Source organism: Lysinibacillus sp. GbtcB16 (assembly GCF_019091145.1).
GTDB classification, from domain to species: domain Bacteria; phylum Bacillota; class Bacilli; order Bacillales_A; family Planococcaceae; genus Lysinibacillus; species Lysinibacillus fusiformis.
On the sequence record NZ_JAGXJV010000004.1, the window covers coordinates 158,280 to 173,493 of the forward strand.

General features: G+C 36.1%; 15 protein-coding genes. 3 read left to right on the forward strand and 12 right to left on the reverse strand.

Annotated elements, in window-relative coordinates:
* Positions 1–165: 165 nt before the first annotated feature.
* A complete protein-coding gene (locus KVT27_RS16890; protein WP_217581653.1) occupies positions 166–792 on the reverse strand; it encodes a hypothetical protein in 627 nt (208 codons plus the stop codon).
* 231 nt (positions 793–1,023) lie between these two features.
* Between KVT27_RS16890 and KVT27_RS16895 the strand changes: the two genes are divergently transcribed.
* The gene (locus KVT27_RS16895; RefSeq protein WP_217581654.1) at positions 1,024–1,908 is read left to right on the forward strand and encodes a LysM peptidoglycan-binding and 3D domain-containing protein; all 885 of its coding nucleotides are present in this window, start codon (positions 1,024–1,026) and stop codon (positions 1,906–1,908) included.
* 480 nt (positions 1,909–2,388) lie between these two features.
* Here the strand turns inward: KVT27_RS16895 and KVT27_RS26745 are convergent, their stop codons facing one another.
* Positions 2,389–2,613 carry a Fic family protein gene (locus KVT27_RS26745; RefSeq protein WP_052323605.1) on the reverse strand — a complete coding sequence of 75 codons (225 nt, stop codon included), beginning with the start codon at positions 2,611–2,613 and terminating at the stop codon, positions 2,389–2,391.
* Between the two features lie 3 nt (positions 2,614–2,616).
* A complete protein-coding gene (locus tag KVT27_RS16905; protein WP_217581655.1) occupies positions 2,617–3,486 on the reverse strand; it encodes a LysR substrate-binding domain-containing protein in 870 nt (289 codons plus the stop codon).
* Positions 3,487–3,643: 157 nt separating this feature from the next.
* Here KVT27_RS16905 and KVT27_RS16910 point away from each other — a divergent pair, with 157 nt between their 5' ends.
* Together KVT27_RS16910 and KVT27_RS16915 are read left to right on the forward strand one after the other, a co-directional pair.
* Positions 3,644–4,243 carry a nitroreductase family protein gene (locus KVT27_RS16910; RefSeq protein ID WP_208704928.1) on the forward strand — a complete coding sequence of 200 codons (600 nt, stop codon included), beginning with the start codon at positions 3,644–3,646 and terminating at the stop codon, positions 4,241–4,243.
* A gap of 136 nt (positions 4,244–4,379) precedes the next feature.
* Positions 4,380–5,324 carry a DMT family transporter gene (locus tag KVT27_RS16915; RefSeq protein WP_217581656.1) on the forward strand — a complete coding sequence of 315 codons (945 nt, stop codon included), beginning with the start codon at positions 4,380–4,382 and terminating at the stop codon, positions 5,322–5,324.
* Between the two features lie 710 nt (positions 5,325–6,034).
* On the opposite strand, the gene KVT27_RS16920 is transcribed toward KVT27_RS16915, so the two are convergent.
* From KVT27_RS16920 to yycF, 9 genes are all read right to left on the reverse strand, one after another.
* Positions 6,035–6,634, reverse strand: a complete 600-nt coding sequence (locus KVT27_RS16920) for a hypothetical protein (RefSeq protein ID WP_031416823.1) — start codon at positions 6,632–6,634, stop codon at positions 6,035–6,037.
* Positions 6,635–7,166: 532 nt separating this feature from the next.
* Positions 7,167–7,646 (reverse strand): 23S rRNA (pseudouridine(1915)-N(3))-methyltransferase RlmH, encoded by a 480-nt coding sequence (gene rlmH, locus KVT27_RS16925; protein WP_036121853.1) that lies wholly within the window; start codon positions 7,644–7,646, stop codon positions 7,167–7,169.
* A gap of 90 nt (positions 7,647–7,736) precedes the next feature.
* Complete coding sequence (locus KVT27_RS16930) at positions 7,737–7,901, reverse strand: CxxH/CxxC protein (protein WP_150906442.1); 165 nt, start codon at positions 7,899–7,901, stop codon at positions 7,737–7,739.
* Between the two features lie 242 nt (positions 7,902–8,143).
* Positions 8,144–9,442, reverse strand: a complete 1,299-nt coding sequence (locus KVT27_RS16935) for a S1C family serine protease (RefSeq protein ID WP_036121854.1) — start codon at positions 9,440–9,442, stop codon at positions 8,144–8,146.
* A 165-nt stretch (positions 9,443–9,607) separates the two neighbouring features.
* Positions 9,608–10,396: an MBL fold metallo-hydrolase gene (locus KVT27_RS16940; protein WP_036121857.1), complete on the reverse strand. Its 789-nt coding sequence runs from the start codon at positions 10,394–10,396 to the stop codon at positions 9,608–9,610.
* Entirely contained in the window at positions 10,396–11,220 is an 825-nt protein-coding gene (locus tag KVT27_RS16945) for a two-component system regulatory protein YycI (RefSeq protein WP_008177929.1), read from the reverse strand. Before KVT27_RS16945 ends, KVT27_RS16940 begins: the two co-directional genes overlap by 1 nt.
* The gene (locus tag KVT27_RS16950; protein ID WP_036121863.1) at positions 11,207–12,532 is read right to left on the reverse strand and encodes a YycH family regulatory protein; all 1,326 of its coding nucleotides are present in this window, start codon (positions 12,530–12,532) and stop codon (positions 11,207–11,209) included. The genes KVT27_RS16945 and KVT27_RS16950 overlap by 14 nt, the downstream gene beginning before the upstream one ends.
* Positions 12,529–14,394 (reverse strand): cell wall metabolism sensor histidine kinase WalK, encoded by a 1,866-nt coding sequence (gene walK, locus KVT27_RS16955; protein WP_036121866.1) that lies wholly within the window; start codon positions 14,392–14,394, stop codon positions 12,529–12,531. Before walK ends, KVT27_RS16950 begins: the two co-directional genes overlap by 4 nt.
* A 5-nt stretch (positions 14,395–14,399) precedes the next feature.
* Complete coding sequence (yycF, locus tag KVT27_RS16960) at positions 14,400–15,113, reverse strand: response regulator YycF (RefSeq protein WP_008177934.1); 714 nt, start codon at positions 15,111–15,113, stop codon at positions 14,400–14,402.
* Positions 15,114–15,214: the final 101 nt, after the last annotated feature.

Genomic DNA, 15,214 nt, shown 5'->3' on the forward strand with positions numbered 1-15,214 from the left:
CTCTTTATCTTTCATAAATAACATCATTTACTTATGATGAGGATCTTCGCAAAACTGCCAAGCGGGCTTTTATTTATGAACATTTATTCAAAAATCCCTAATAACACCACTGATGCTAACATTTATATTAATGGTACGGCACATAAAGAAAAATTTTTACTTTTATTAAGCTTCTAGTGTTTTATAAATCTTTTCGACTCTTTTTAATTGTGGTGCTGTTAGGTATTTTTCTCTTTTTCGTAACACTTTCAATAATTCATTTTTATTTTCATCTGTTACGGCTAACAGCGTACTTTCCGAGTGCTGAGGAATTTCCTTTGGTCTGCAATTCTCAAGGTGATGAAGTAATATTGGAAAAATCACATCATTGTTTTCTTTACTGACAGCTGCTAGCTTCGCAAGAGTGAGGACACCTTTATCAATTGTAATAACTGAACCCATTTTCATCGCACTTTTTAATATAGTTAGATGAGCCATAATGGTTTCTGATGCTACCTCGGCAATCGTTGCCAATGCCATCATCCCGCCCCAGACCAAACGATTATTAGAGCTTTTTAGCAACTCTATAAAAGTCAGGACATACTTACTGATCAGTTCCGGTTTAACTTGCCCAATTTCGTATGCTACTTTCATACAATCATATTGAATTTTTTTATCTTTGCACGTTAGGTTTTCAATTATTTCTTCTATACCCGCATAATTTTCTTCATGTATCAATTTATGTGCCAACTCCATATTTGGCTCTTCATCGTTTCGACCTAGTTGAGAAGCTAACAGATCCACAACTGACATGATTATCCCCCACTTACGAAATTTATTTAATGTAGAAACATTATCACATTAGCTCTTAACAGATCAGCTATCTTCATTACGGAAATCTATTCATTTAATAGTAGAAATATTATTGCAATATAAATGCCATGGACGAAATCAAATTAACATCTCCTTGTTCTTTTTCTCAAAAAAATCTATGTTACGATGATTCTACATTAACAACTAAGAACGCACATGGAGGATTAATACATGCTTAAAAAAATAATTTCAATTGTACCAGTTGCAATGCTTTCGGCAACTTTAGGTGCTAATGCTCAAGCTGCAACAATTAACGTACAAAAAGGCGATACTCTTTGGGATTTATCTCGTACACATCATACTTCTGTAGAAAATATTAAAACATTGAATCATATGACTACTAACCTTATTCACCCTGGTGATGTCCTTATCATTGCACAACAATATACCGTTAAGCAAGGAGATACACTATGGGATATAGCCCTAGATCATCAAGTCTCTGTTTCACAAATTAAAGAATGGAACCAATTACAGACGGACCTTATTCATCCCGGTTTATATTTATCCATTATCGATGGTACGAAAACAAGTAAGGCTGTAACTGACAAACCAATAAAGCCTACAGCTCATGCAGCAAAGGAAACGACAACTTCAGTAACAAATAATACAACTGCAGTAGAAAGTAAACTTGAAGCGACCGCTCCATCAACAAGTACTACTGCTTCAAAGGATAGTGCACCTGAAGCAACTGCTCCATCAACAAGTACTACCGCTTCAAAGGAGAATGCTCCTGAAGCCAACGCTTCTTCTACAAATAAAACTGCTTCAAAGGAAATTATAGTGGAAGCTTCAGCCTATACGGCTTCATGTGAGGGATGTTCTGGTATTACTTCTACTGGCATGAACCTTAAAACCAACCCAAATGCGAAGGTCATCTCAGTTGACCCAGCTGTAATTCCATTGGGTAGTAAAGTTTATGTGGAAGGATATGGTGAAGCAATTGCAGGGGATACTGGTGGTGCCATTAAAGGAAAACGAATCGATGTCTTTTTCCCTTCTCAACAAGATGCAATTAATTTTGGAGTAAAACAATTAAAGGTCACAATATTAGACTAACTTAACCAATCTAAAAAGCCAAAAAAGAACCAGTTTATGTTCTTTTTTGGCTTATTTATTCAGTTCTATATATTTTTATAAAATGCATAATTCATGGTGATAGTTCCAAAGAATTGCACTTTCTTATGATACGATTCGCCGTAATGGATTTAAGTGCGTTTTTTTCGTCTAACCTTTATAATAAAATAAAGGACGTTGATAGCATGTTAAATCGAGAAGTCGAACAGCAGTTAATAAAAACAATTAATGAACAGTTGAATCCAGCTTTCATCCTATGAACGTTTTACGCTTGCCGGAGACTTGGCAGTATCACACGGCACTCGTATATAAGTCTAACGAAGCCTCAACTTCCTTCTCAATAAGCTCTACAATGTCCCCATAATCCTCTGTCGTATGTGCTTTGTCTAATACATCGTAATACGCCAATCTATTTTCTATTCGAATAATAATGTGGATAGCCAGAATTCATTAGCTCTAAATTTAACAACAATCTTGATGTACGACCATTCCATCAATGAATGGGTGAATTCCAATAAAAATTGCATGTAACAACGCTCCACGAACGATTCGGTGTAATGCTTGTGCTTCCCTTCCGTTCCAACTCATTAAAGCATTCATTTGCTCTTGAATTTTGAAAGGTGTGCGCATCCATTTTAACATGTCGATGAATTGTTTAAATGATTGTAGAAGTAAATCAGTGCTCAACTTCTAAAATCGTTCTATAACTCTTTTCATGAAACCTTTAGCTGCTTTACTCAAATATTTGTCGTTACGATAGAAGATATCTAGTTCCCTCGTTGGTGCATTTTCAATGGGTATTGATCGAATACCTAGCGATTGGAAGTTTTCGATAAGTTGGCTAGGTTGAATAGTAGCACCAATGTCTTTTTGAACGAGTTGAAATAATGATGTAGCTGAACCAGTTTCCATAACACTATTAATCGTTACTCCTTGCCTATCACACCATTTATCGATTAGATCACGACCACATTTCCCTTGAGGATACATAACAAGTGATATATCTACCAACTCTTCTGGTTTGACGCTCTTCCTCTGAGATAAGTCATGACTTTCATTCACAAATAAACTGTACCTCTCCGTATAGAATGGAATACGCTCTAAATGAGAATTTCCTTCTACCTTTAAACCAATGCCAATATCAACTTCATTACCTAGCACTTTTGTTAAACTTTCTATTGTCGGAAATACTTGCACTTTTGTGTTGGGGAATTCCTTTCGAAAATCAATTAAAATCTCGGTTAAGCGATAATCAAGATCCGAAGGCAGTATTGCGATACGTAAATGTCCCTTGTTAAAATCTATCAAATCAGAGATAGCTTTCTTGGCATTTTCTAAATCCTGTTGAACTTTTAGAGCATAGTGCTCAAGTAACTCACCAGCTTCCGTTTTCACTGTTTTTTTGCCAATTCGATCGAATAATGGTGCCCCTATTTCACCCTCTAGAACACGTATCTGCTGACTTAATGTCGGTTGAGAAATCCCCAATTTAAAAGCTGCTTCAGAAAAATGTAACTCCTTACACAGCATAAGGAAGTAATTTAATTGTCTAATCTCCATATCAAATCCTCCTTTTCTATAGCCAAAACCTATTGTTTGTATAGAAAAAATAGTATTGAACTATTATATTTCAAATTTTACAATGAACGTATTAAAAAGGAAAGGAACTTAGGTAGGATACTGTGGTGAAAAATTATTAGAAAAGGAGTTTACAAATATGAAGAACAGATATATTGAATTGATGGAAAAGAGGCGTTCAATTTACTCTCTAGGAAAAAATGTAGAACAGACTGAAGGAAAAATTCAAGACACTATTATGGAGGCAATAAAGCATAGTCCAACTGCTTTTAACTCACAAACTTCACGGGCAGTAATTTTATTTAACGAACATCATGATAAATTATGGGATCTAGTTGAAGAACAGTTACGCTCAATTGTTCCAGCAGAAAACTTTGCCCGAACAGAAGAAAAAATAGATTCTTTCCGTGCAGGCTTCGCTTCCATTTTATTTTTTGAAGACCAAGACGTCATTCAACAGTATCAAAATCAATTCTCTCTATATGCAGAACAGTTCCCTATCTGGTCTGAACAAGCAACCGGAATTGCGCAGCATTCTGTATGGATGGCATTAGCCCAAGAAAGACTAGGTGCCTCCCTTCAACATTACAACCCACTTATCGATCAAAATGTGAAAGACGAATGGGGAATTCCTGATAATTGGAAATTAACTGCACAAATGCCATTCGGAAGTATCGAAGCAGTGCCAAGTGAAAAAGAATTTTTGGCAAATGAAGAGCGCTTTAAAGTGTTTCGTTAATATACCTACGAAAGTAAAACTTTAATCCGTGGTAGTTTTTTTATCTCCCACCTAACTTTTTTGCCGACAGCTAAATTTTGAGGTGGGGGTGTTCCTGCCCGATAATGCAGGATAAAAGGATTGGAGTCTTGTAAAAATGTCTAAAAAAACAAAAGCTTATTTCGCAGCAACCATGTATGCACTCATCATCGGCTTTTCATTTATGTTCGTAAAACTGAGCCTTGTTGCTTCTTCACCGCTTGATACACTGGCACACCGCTTTTCTATAGCTTTTGTTATCGCTACTGCTATTATTGTCTTGAAAAAGATTCGCTTAAATGTGACAAAGAAGGACTTATGTAATATTATTCCATTAGCTTTAATTTATCCTACTTTATTTTTCACATTTCAAACGTTCGGTCTAGTCTATGCTTCTTCTTCAGAAGCCGGTATTATTCTAGCTACTGTACCAATTTTCACTCTGATTTTAGCATCAGTATATTTGAAAGAACATACAGTACCATTACAAAAGGCCTCGGTGTTATTATCAGTCTCAGGTGTCATTTTCATTTTTGTTATGAATGGAGCAGATACAGGTTCACAAAATGTAAAAGGAATTTTCCTTATGTTACTGTCAGCCCTTACTGGTGCTTACAATACCGTTTTAGCACGTAAACTTGTGCAACATTACTCATTTTTTACGATAACTTACGTTATGACGCTCTTTGGCTTTATCTTTTTTAATATTGTAGCTATTGGAAATCATATGATAACGAAAACGATGCATCAATTCATCGAACCGTTCTCAAGCGGAACGTTTATCATCGCTATTGTTTACCTTGGAGCACTTTCATCTTTAGGAACTTCCTTTTTCTCCAATTATGCACTTTCGCAAATTGAAGCGTCAAAAATGAGTGTCTTTAATAATTTAGCTACATTAATTACGATTATTGCTGGCGTCCTTTTCTTAAACGAAACGATTCAATCCTATCATATTTTCGGTACAATCATTATTCTACTAGGTGTTTTAGGATCAAACTATAACGCTCAGCAAAAAAGTGAAAAAGCCTATGCTATCCCTAGACAAGTAAATGAGGATTAACCAGAAGTTCGAAAATAGCGTACATTTATTGATGTAAGAAAAGCAAGCACCCTTAAAGTTCAAGATGATTTTTGGCAATTACGGCGTGCTTTGAACGAAACATTCTAGATACAATTTCGAAAGCTTTCGCTTATAAAGATTGTTTCAAATAACGACACAAAGCGAAAACTCACGAATCGTAATTGTTGTCGAGACAAATCACCTTAGGAGTTTTCGTTTTGTGTTATCAGTCTATTAAATTGAGCTTCCTTACACACTAGTGAACGTTGGTTTCACGTATATGCAACGGAACAACTAGTAAAAGAAAAGGCATAAGCTATTACATTAAATATGAGTGAAAAACCGCACTTACTTATGATACGGTTCACCGCTCCTAGTCAAAGTGCGGTTTTTACATTAAATATTCTTTTCCTTTCGCATCTGCCCTTGGTACGACCAAACTGGTTTACATGTTAGAGAAGCAGTGTGAGAGGTACCTCCTGTTATGTAATACGACCCTGAAATACTGAAAGAGTTGGACGTAAGAACATCACTAGCCTGATCTAAATTGATTAGCCTTAACTTCCAATAGGCTTTTCCAGTCAGTAAAAGTAGCCTAGTTCTCGCACTATTCCGAACTTAATAAACACTTTGTGGCTTTTATTAGAAATAGACAAATAAGATAATAATGATAAGGTGATTGTTAAAAGCTGTCCCTTCGACCCAAACAATTATTTCGAACTAAGTTCTTTATCTAAGTTTAAATCAACGATTAACTCGTTAATATATTCCTTAGCCCTGGGATTATGTTCTTTAAATTGAGGCATTAATGAATTTAAAAAAATCATTGGATCTACTACTTCTCCCGTTACATCCATTTTTACTTGCGAAAGGAGGAGAGGCAACAAGTAGTAAACATTAATATCAATTTGATTTTTATCAGGATTTGATATCCCTTTCTCAAACTCAATAAATAATTGTAATGCATCATTTGAGCCATATGCTAAAATATTATTTTTTATTATTGGTAACAAAGCATCTTGTTTTTCTTTAGATGCTTTGTATTCTGCTTCAATTGCAACATCTATATCAATACCATTCTCTGTAAGCAAAACTACAGTAGCCACATTACTTGCATTGATACAAAACTCTGAAACTTGTAGTGGCAATTCACTTGTTTGTTCTAATGCCACTTGCTTTTTGGCTTGACTAATTGAATTACTTACATTTTTACTAAATTGACTAATCGAAACACCAATTACAACAAGTGTTAATAATATTCCGACGCATTGAATTAAGTCCTGTGTTGTTATTTTCGATAAATTAAACATTTTCGATTTTACACTCCTTTATTTATAAATAAATTAATAGATTACCCCTAAAGATTTACAATGAGATAACCAATATTTGTATTATTGAAAAACCTTACTTAATTATGATACGGTTTTCCGTAATGCGGCTAATTGTAGTTTTTTTAATAGCTCTCCCTGTTCTATTGCTTCTAGAATTTTTAGCTTTATTCCTTCATTATTTTATATATTTTGTCTTTGAATATTTGAACTAGTTAAATCCTTAGCCAAATTAATTCACACCTTCCTATAAAATCACACCTAAATTATCTTTTAAAATATTATATAGACAATCAATAAAAAATACAAAAAAAGTAAAAATAAGAATTAATATACTTCATTCAATTTTAAATTTAATAATAATATCTCTATTACATCTTCTATTTTTATTTTAGAACGAATACGTTACGTCCTACCCCAATGTATCTGCAAATTCTCAAATCCCAGCAAACAAAAAAACAAACCACCAACTACATTAAAATAACTGTAATCGATGGTTTATTAAAAACCGCACTTACTTATGATACGGTTCTCCCTTCATAATTCTAAAGCTTCGATAAACCTGCTCTACGAGTACAAGCTTCATGAGCTGGTGCGGTAATGTCATTTTGCCGAAGGATTGTTGCTCGTCGGCTCTTTTTAGGACGTCTTCGTGTAGGCCTAGGGAGCCGCCGATGACGAAGGCAATTTTGCTTTTGCCGTAGGTCATGAGAGATTCAAGATCAGCAGCCATTTGTTCAGAGGTTTTCATTTTGCCATTGATAGCGAGGGCAATGACATACGCGTCTGCACTAATTTTGGCTAGTATCCGTTCTCCCTCTTTTTTCTTCACGATATCCATTTCAGCATCACTAAGTTGTTCGGGTGCTTTTTCGTCAGGTACCTCAATCAAATCCATTTTTGCATAGCCGCCTAGTCGTTTTACGTACTCATCGATCCCCATTTTTAAGTACTTTTCTTTTAACTTGCCGACTGATACAATCGTTATATTCACACGTTATCCACCTTTACAATTCATTTACAAACAAATTATCCACAAAAGTTATCAACATATCCACATGCCAATGCTATATATTGTGTAAAGTTATTTACTTGATACAATATATTCTGCTGGCTGTTCACAGTAGCTACACTTTGTGGATAACTTTTTTCCCTCTTCGATTTTATCCATAATTGGGAACACTTTTTGCTCTGCTACAAACATGTCTAAAGCGTGTTCTATATGGCTTTCACAGCTGTATTTTTCCATTTTTTGATGTCTCCTTATTTTCCGAAATTTCCACAAACTTATTCACATTTCGGTCTATGTTATCCACAACCTATTGTATCAAAGGAATAGCATGTATGGAAGAAGTGCCTTTTCCTCACTGTTTATTGTATACAATCAGTATTCATAATTTTCTAGTTATCCACAATATTTTATTAAAGGACTTCTCTATCTCCACAAAAAAGCAGCGGAGATTTTTTCAATCCCCACTGCTATTCATCCTTTTATAATGAATTACCGTTCGTTAATGTAAGTGTAAGTTCTACCAATTTACCTTGGCGGTAAACTTTTAATGTTAATTGATCACCGATTTTTTTCTCATTATATAGATGTTTACGTAAATCAATGGCTGTTTCTATTTTTTGACCATCCATTTCCACAATAACATCATATTGTTGGATTCCTGCTTTGGATGCTGGTGAGTTATTCATTACATCTGTAATCACAACTCCTGTTGTCACCTCAGCTGGTAATTTTAATGTTTGTTGTTGGTAGAAGGCTGGAACATCTGTTAAGTCAGCTAATGAAATTCCCATTGTTGGACGTTTCATTTCACCATTTTTCTCTAGCTCCTCAATAATCGGAATGGCTGAATTAATTGGAATAGAGAAACCTAAACCTTCCACAGAGGATTCTGCAATTTTCATGGAGTTAATCCCTATTAACTCTCCAGCTAAATTGACAAGTGCTCCTCCGCTATTCCCTGGATTAATGGCTGCATCCGTTTGTAATACTTCTTGCTGCCAATCTTCTGTGCCATCACCGTTTAAGTCTACTGGTACAGAACGATCCTTACCTGAAACAACGCCAGTTGTCACAGAGCCATAGAAATCTAAGCCAAGTGGATTACCTATTGCTATAACTGTTTCCCCTTGTTTTAACACATCGGAGTTACCGAATGTTGCTACTGTTTTTACATTTTTTGAGCTAATTGAAATAACGGCAAGGTCTGTCCAAACATCATGGCCCACTAGTTCGGCTTGCTCTTTTGTTCCATCAGGCATTGTGACCTCTAGTTGTTTAGCCCCTTCAATAACGTGATTATTTGTTACGATAAAGGCTTTGTCACCTTCAATTTTATACACTACACCTGAACCGCTTCCCGCTTCTTTTGTTGTTGTTGATTGCTGGCTCCAAAATCCTCCGCTTGTTACTTCCTGAATGTTAGTAATACCCACAACGGCTGGAGAAGCTTTATCAACGGCTTTTGTAACATCCGTCGTTACCTCTGTGGCAACTTGATCAATGGTCGTATTATTTTTCCCTGTATTACTTGATGTTGTACCAGGCATTTGATTGACCAGACCAGGCAACATCAGCCAAACAAGTAAGGCACCTATAATGACGCCGACTAAGCCACTAAAGAAATAGCCACCTTTTCCTCCGCCTCCACCTTTCTTTTTATGACGCTTGGCCTGCATTTCTTGCTCCTCGCGCTCTAGTCTTTCTTGAAGAGGTGATTTCGGTATTTCATCATTTTTTAGGAAATCACTGTTTTTATCATCATCTTGAAAATAACTCACGTTCCTCATCCTTTCCTTTACTGCTTTTGTTAATTGTTACCCTAATCTTACGATTCAAACATTAAAATCAGATGAAAAACAAATAAAATGGACATAAAAATAGCTGCCCAACGCATTTATTCAAATGCGTCGAACAGCTTTAAGTTTTACCTAAATAACGAGTCGTTAAACCGTTACTAATTTTGTTGGCTCCTCTGCATCTGTATCAAAAAGATGAACGTGTTCGCCAACCATAACGCCACAGGATTGTAAGGTTTGTGACACGCTCATGCGCGCCAGCTCTTTCATATTATTATCCTTACTTAAATGCGAAAGATAGATATTGGTCGTCTTATCAAATATGACCTCACTCATTGCAATCGCTGCATCCTCATTGGACACATGTCCTACATCGCTTAAAATACGGCGTTTAATGGACCAAGGATAACGTCCCATTTGAAGCATATTAACATCATGATTACTTTCAAAAACGAAGGAATCTGCTCCGCGTATAATACCCTTCATACGATCACTGACATACCCTGTATCTGTAATAATAACAAGCTTGCGACTACCCTCATGGAATGTGTAGAACATTGGATCTGCTGCATCATGTGAAACAGCAAAAGATTCAACAGCTAAAGAGCCAAAATGCTTCACTGTATCCATGTCAAACTCAAAACGTTGCTCTACAGGAATATCACCAACTAGCCCGTCCATTGCCTGCCATGTTTTGGCGTTTGCATAAATCGGTACATTATATTTTCGTGCCAGTACACCTATCCCTTTAATATGATCACTATGCTCGTGTGTAACGAAAATTCCACTAAGCTGCTTCATATTACGATCAATTTTTGTAAATAGCTGCTCCATCTTTTTCCCGCTAAGACCAGCATCCACGATAAAGGCATAATCGTCATTCTCTACATAAATCGAATTCCCTGTACTGCCACTTGCTAAAACACTAAATCGCATTATTCAACTCCCCAGTCTTCTTCTTCGCCCTCTTGCTTGTCCTCCTGGATTTCAATGACTTTGCCTTCTACTGCATTGACAAAATACTCTTCTGTTTCTCCATCCGATAATTTCACTCGTACTTCCCATGTTGGCACTAATACCTGTGTACGAGTCAATTTAACAAGTGTTGAGTAACCTAACTTCATTTGCGTAATACGTGAGTCTGGCTTGAGCGGTCCTTTTGCATATAAAGTTTGAATAATTTGAAGGGGAGGAATGACAGTTTCCTGTTGTTCCATTTCTTCAATATTATCAATCATTGTTTGCTCATACATAGTTACTTCATTATTGGTATTCCATTTAATTTTTAATGAACCATTGTAATAGAACATCCGGTTATTAGTCTTCTGGAAAAAAATTGCGATGCGCTCTTCGCGATCTACTTTCCATAAGGCATACGATGCTCCCTCATTTACGTTTGCAACAGCAAAATCCGTAAAGCTTGCATCATCACTCACATTCCGTAATTTAACAGGCTTTAAGAAAATAGCACGAACTTTCGTATTCGTATTATCCCTAAATGTAATTTGTTGGTTACTATTACTAAATTCATCTGTAGTGAATTTATGCACTTGTGCTGTCATATACGAAGCAAACTCAATATTATTTGGTAAGGAGCCATACGTAATATTATCATCTTTTAAACGAGCTTCTATTGTTTTTTCACCCGGTACCTCAATATCTTTAGCCTCATTATAGCGATTTACATAAAGGGAATATAAGAAGATGTTTAGAATTAAAAAAACGAATATAAAAATAGATTTCGTTCTATTCCAATCCATTTTTAACACCTCCTAAAACTTCAGGAGTTAGTTTAATCCAAGATCCATTACGGATGACAAACCAACAAGGTTCAAATGTAAATATATTTAGTTCTTGATTTTGTGTTAAATAATAACCTAAAACAATTTCATCGATATCTGCTAAGGCAATATTATTCCCAACTTTTAATCTCTCGGCAATATCTGCTCCCGACGATAATTCTTTAATTTCCTTTTCTGCTTCAATATCCATATCTAATGAGAAGTATGGACGCTTATAATGGAAAATCCGGCTATCTCCCCAAATTGTCGTCATTCGGGTAATGACATGATTGCTATAGACCGGTAAACCTTGTAAATATAATTGATAATCCATTTGATTTTTATTTGTGTTCGTTGAAGCATAACGGAAATCGGCAGTATATCCACCATGCTCGTTGATAAATTCAAAGCTATCTTTTAGCAATTTTGAAGGCTCTATTCTAATACTGCTTTCTGCAGCTGGATAAACATAGTTTAATGACTTTAGATTTGTATCTAATGTCATTAATGACATACCATCTGTATATTTTTCAGAAGAAGCACTTTCAACATTGCGTCGCACTATATTTGGATCTGTAAATAACACATTTTTAAATAATTCTGGTGTGATTTCTTCAATATAGTACGTAAATTTTACAGATTCCATTTTATTGTTATCTACATAAAGAGATGTCTGATTTTCTCGCTCAATTTCTTTAAACGCACCATATTTTTTTGCAGGCTCTATGACTTCCTGTATAAATTGGTTCATGTTTGGCACGCTTACATGTGAGCGGAATAATGATTGGTTATTACTACTAATGTAATAAACCATTAACTCTTTGGTGCTTGAATTACTCCAGTCAATAATCATACGATTGAAGGTTGTTTCTGGTAACTCCTTATCAGCAAATTGAAAAATGGTGTTAAAGGCTGAAAATGGAACCTCACCAGTGAAAAAGATTGTCATTCGATGGTCTGCGCCAATAATTTGATTTACATAGTTTGGCGAAAGGTTGTTGTTAACAGGCTCTAAATCTAGAACGTTCCAGCCTTTAAAAGTTTTCATCAAATTCTTCATGGAATTATTAGATACTGTGCCTGTATAACCCTCATCAAAACGGAAAATAGCCTTGTATGGACGAATAATATCCTCCATTTCCTTTTGTGGCTTAATTAAAATTTCCTTCCGTTCCGTATTTTCAATATATTTATAATCTGGTGTGTACGTCCAAATCAAAAAAGTTAGAATCACACTTAGCATGACAAGTAGAAATAAAACAACAGATTTAACTGGCTCTATATATTTCATTCCCACTCACCTGCCTCACCAAATTCATCTGCATCATATGGTAATGTGAAGAAAATTGTCGTGCCTTGCCCTTCCTCACTCTCTGCCCAAATCTTTCCGCCATGCGCTTCAATCATTTCCTGCGCAATAGCAAGCCCCAAGCCTGTTCCTCCCATAGAACGAGCACGGGCCCGATCGACACGATAGAAGCGATCAAAAATGCGGCCTACATTTTCTTTAGGAATCCCCATGCCATCATCTGAAATCATGACTTTTAGCATGTCACCTTGCCCCGTGAAGCCAAAGCGAATATTTCCGCCATCTGGAGAATATTTGATGGCATTCGAAATGATATTATCAATGACCTGTGTCACCTTATCCGTATCAATTTCTACATAAAAGGAGGTTTCAGGGAATAATCGTGCAAACTGTACTTTATCAGACTTAGACATTTCAAATCGATCGATAATTCGGTTAAAGAATGAATTAAATAAGACAATATCTTTGTTTAACTCATAGTCTGAACTATCCATTCGTGATAATTGCAATAAATCATTGACTAGTCGAATCATACGTTCTGTTTCAGTTTGCGTTACGTTTAAAAATGTAGGAGCAATATTTTCATCCTTCCATGCCCCATCTGCTAGTGCCTCTAAATAACTACGCATAGTTGTTAATGGTGTTCTTAATTCATGGGATACATTCGATACAAACTCGCGACGATCCATTTCTATCTTTTCCTGCTCTGTTATATCGTGTAATACAGTAATAAGACCATTAATAAAGCCTGTCTCTTTTTGAATAACCGAGAAATTGGCACGTAATATATAAGGTGCATCTGATGTACTGAAATTTAAATTAATAGCATCACTCATATGAATTAAATCTTCAAAGCTATATTCCTGATCAATCCCTAATACCGAGGCAATGGGACGACCTAGTGTAATATCCCTTGAAATATGCAGTAACTCCAGCGCCGGGTCATTAATTAAAATAATACGTCCCTTACGATCTGTCGCAATAACGCCATCTGTCATATTACTAAGGACTGAATCTAGCTTTCGCCGCTCCGCATCAGTGGTGGATTGTGCCTCTTGCAAACGGTTGGTTAAATGATTAAAGGTAACGGCAAGCTGACCTATTTCATCTGTACCATATACCCTTACCTTGCGAGAATAGTTGCCCTTTGCCATCGCTTGAGCCTGCTTTCGCATATCAGCAATTGGTTGTGTTATTGTTCGAGCAACGAGAATACCTAAAAAGATAGTAAAGACTAACGACATAGCTGTGCCGCCAAGGAAAATACGGTTAATTTCGTTCATTTGTTCAAAAACGGACTCAATATTCGCTTCAATATATAGAACGCCTATAATTTCATCGTCTGGCCCTGCACCAGCTCGAATCGGGTTTGCCAATACCCATACTCGATTCCTCGTTTTGTTATCGAGTTTTATAATATCAAAGAGCGTTTCAGCAGATATCGCACGACGCACAAGGTCTGTGTTAGAGCGTTGTCCTATTAAATTTTGATTCTCGAGCTCAGATGTGGCAAGTATTCTTTGTCTATCATCAATGACACGAATTTCTAAAATATCACCATTAGAAACGTCTCTTAAACCCGTTGAAAACTCTGTAACGATTGACTTCAAGCTTTCCTCTAGTTTAGGCATGCTTTCGTCCCGTTCCTTTAAAATTTCCTCACGAAGACTATATTGCATCAGGTCAACTCGCTGAAAGATAGAATCTTGGAAGTTGCTCTTCAAATTTTGTTCTAACTGGCGAGCAAAATAAATACCGATAATTTGTAAAGCAAGCAATATTAATAAAATATAAATCAGCACTAGTTTGACATGAATGGATTTAAAGAAGCTCACTTTCTGCATTCCGATTACTCCTGTTCAGGATTTCGTAAATAATAACCTACACCACGTCTTGTGACAATCCAAGCAGGGTGACTAGGATTATCCTCGATTTTTTCACGTAAACGACGAATTGTTACGTCAACAGTACGAACATCCCCAAAGTAGTCATAGCCCCATACCGTTTGTAAAAGATGTTCACGTGTCATTACTTGTCCAATATGTTTACCTAAATAATGTAGTAGCTCAAATTCTCGATGAGTAAGCTCAATAGCCTCATCACGCTTCATTACTAAATAAGCATCCGGCTGGATAACAAGGGATCCTACAACAATTTCGTTTGATTCCTCTTCTGCTTCTTCTGCTGCAGGTGCAGCAACCTGTAAACGTCGCATATTGGCCTTTACACGAGCAATAAGCTCTCGTGTACTGAATGGCTTAGTGACATAATCATCTGCGCCCATTTCTAAGCCTAATACTTTATCAATCTCAGAGCCTTTAGCCGTCAGCATGATAATAGGGAAATCATATTTTTTCCGTATCTCTCTACATACTTCCATACCATCGCGCTTTGGTAGCATGATATCTAGTAGCATTAAATCTGGTTGCTCTTCCTCAACCTTCTTTAGTGCCTCATCACCATCATACGCACATATCACTTTATATCCTTCTTTTATTAAATTAAATTGCAGAATATCTGCGATTGGTTTTTCATCATCAACAACTAAAATCGTTTTGTTCATTCATTCTCTCCCTTTCGTTTTTTATCTATTCTTAAACATGTTGTATTTGTAAGTTCACTACTCTTAACTCTATCATGCTTTCAGTTTCCTTGCATTAATCG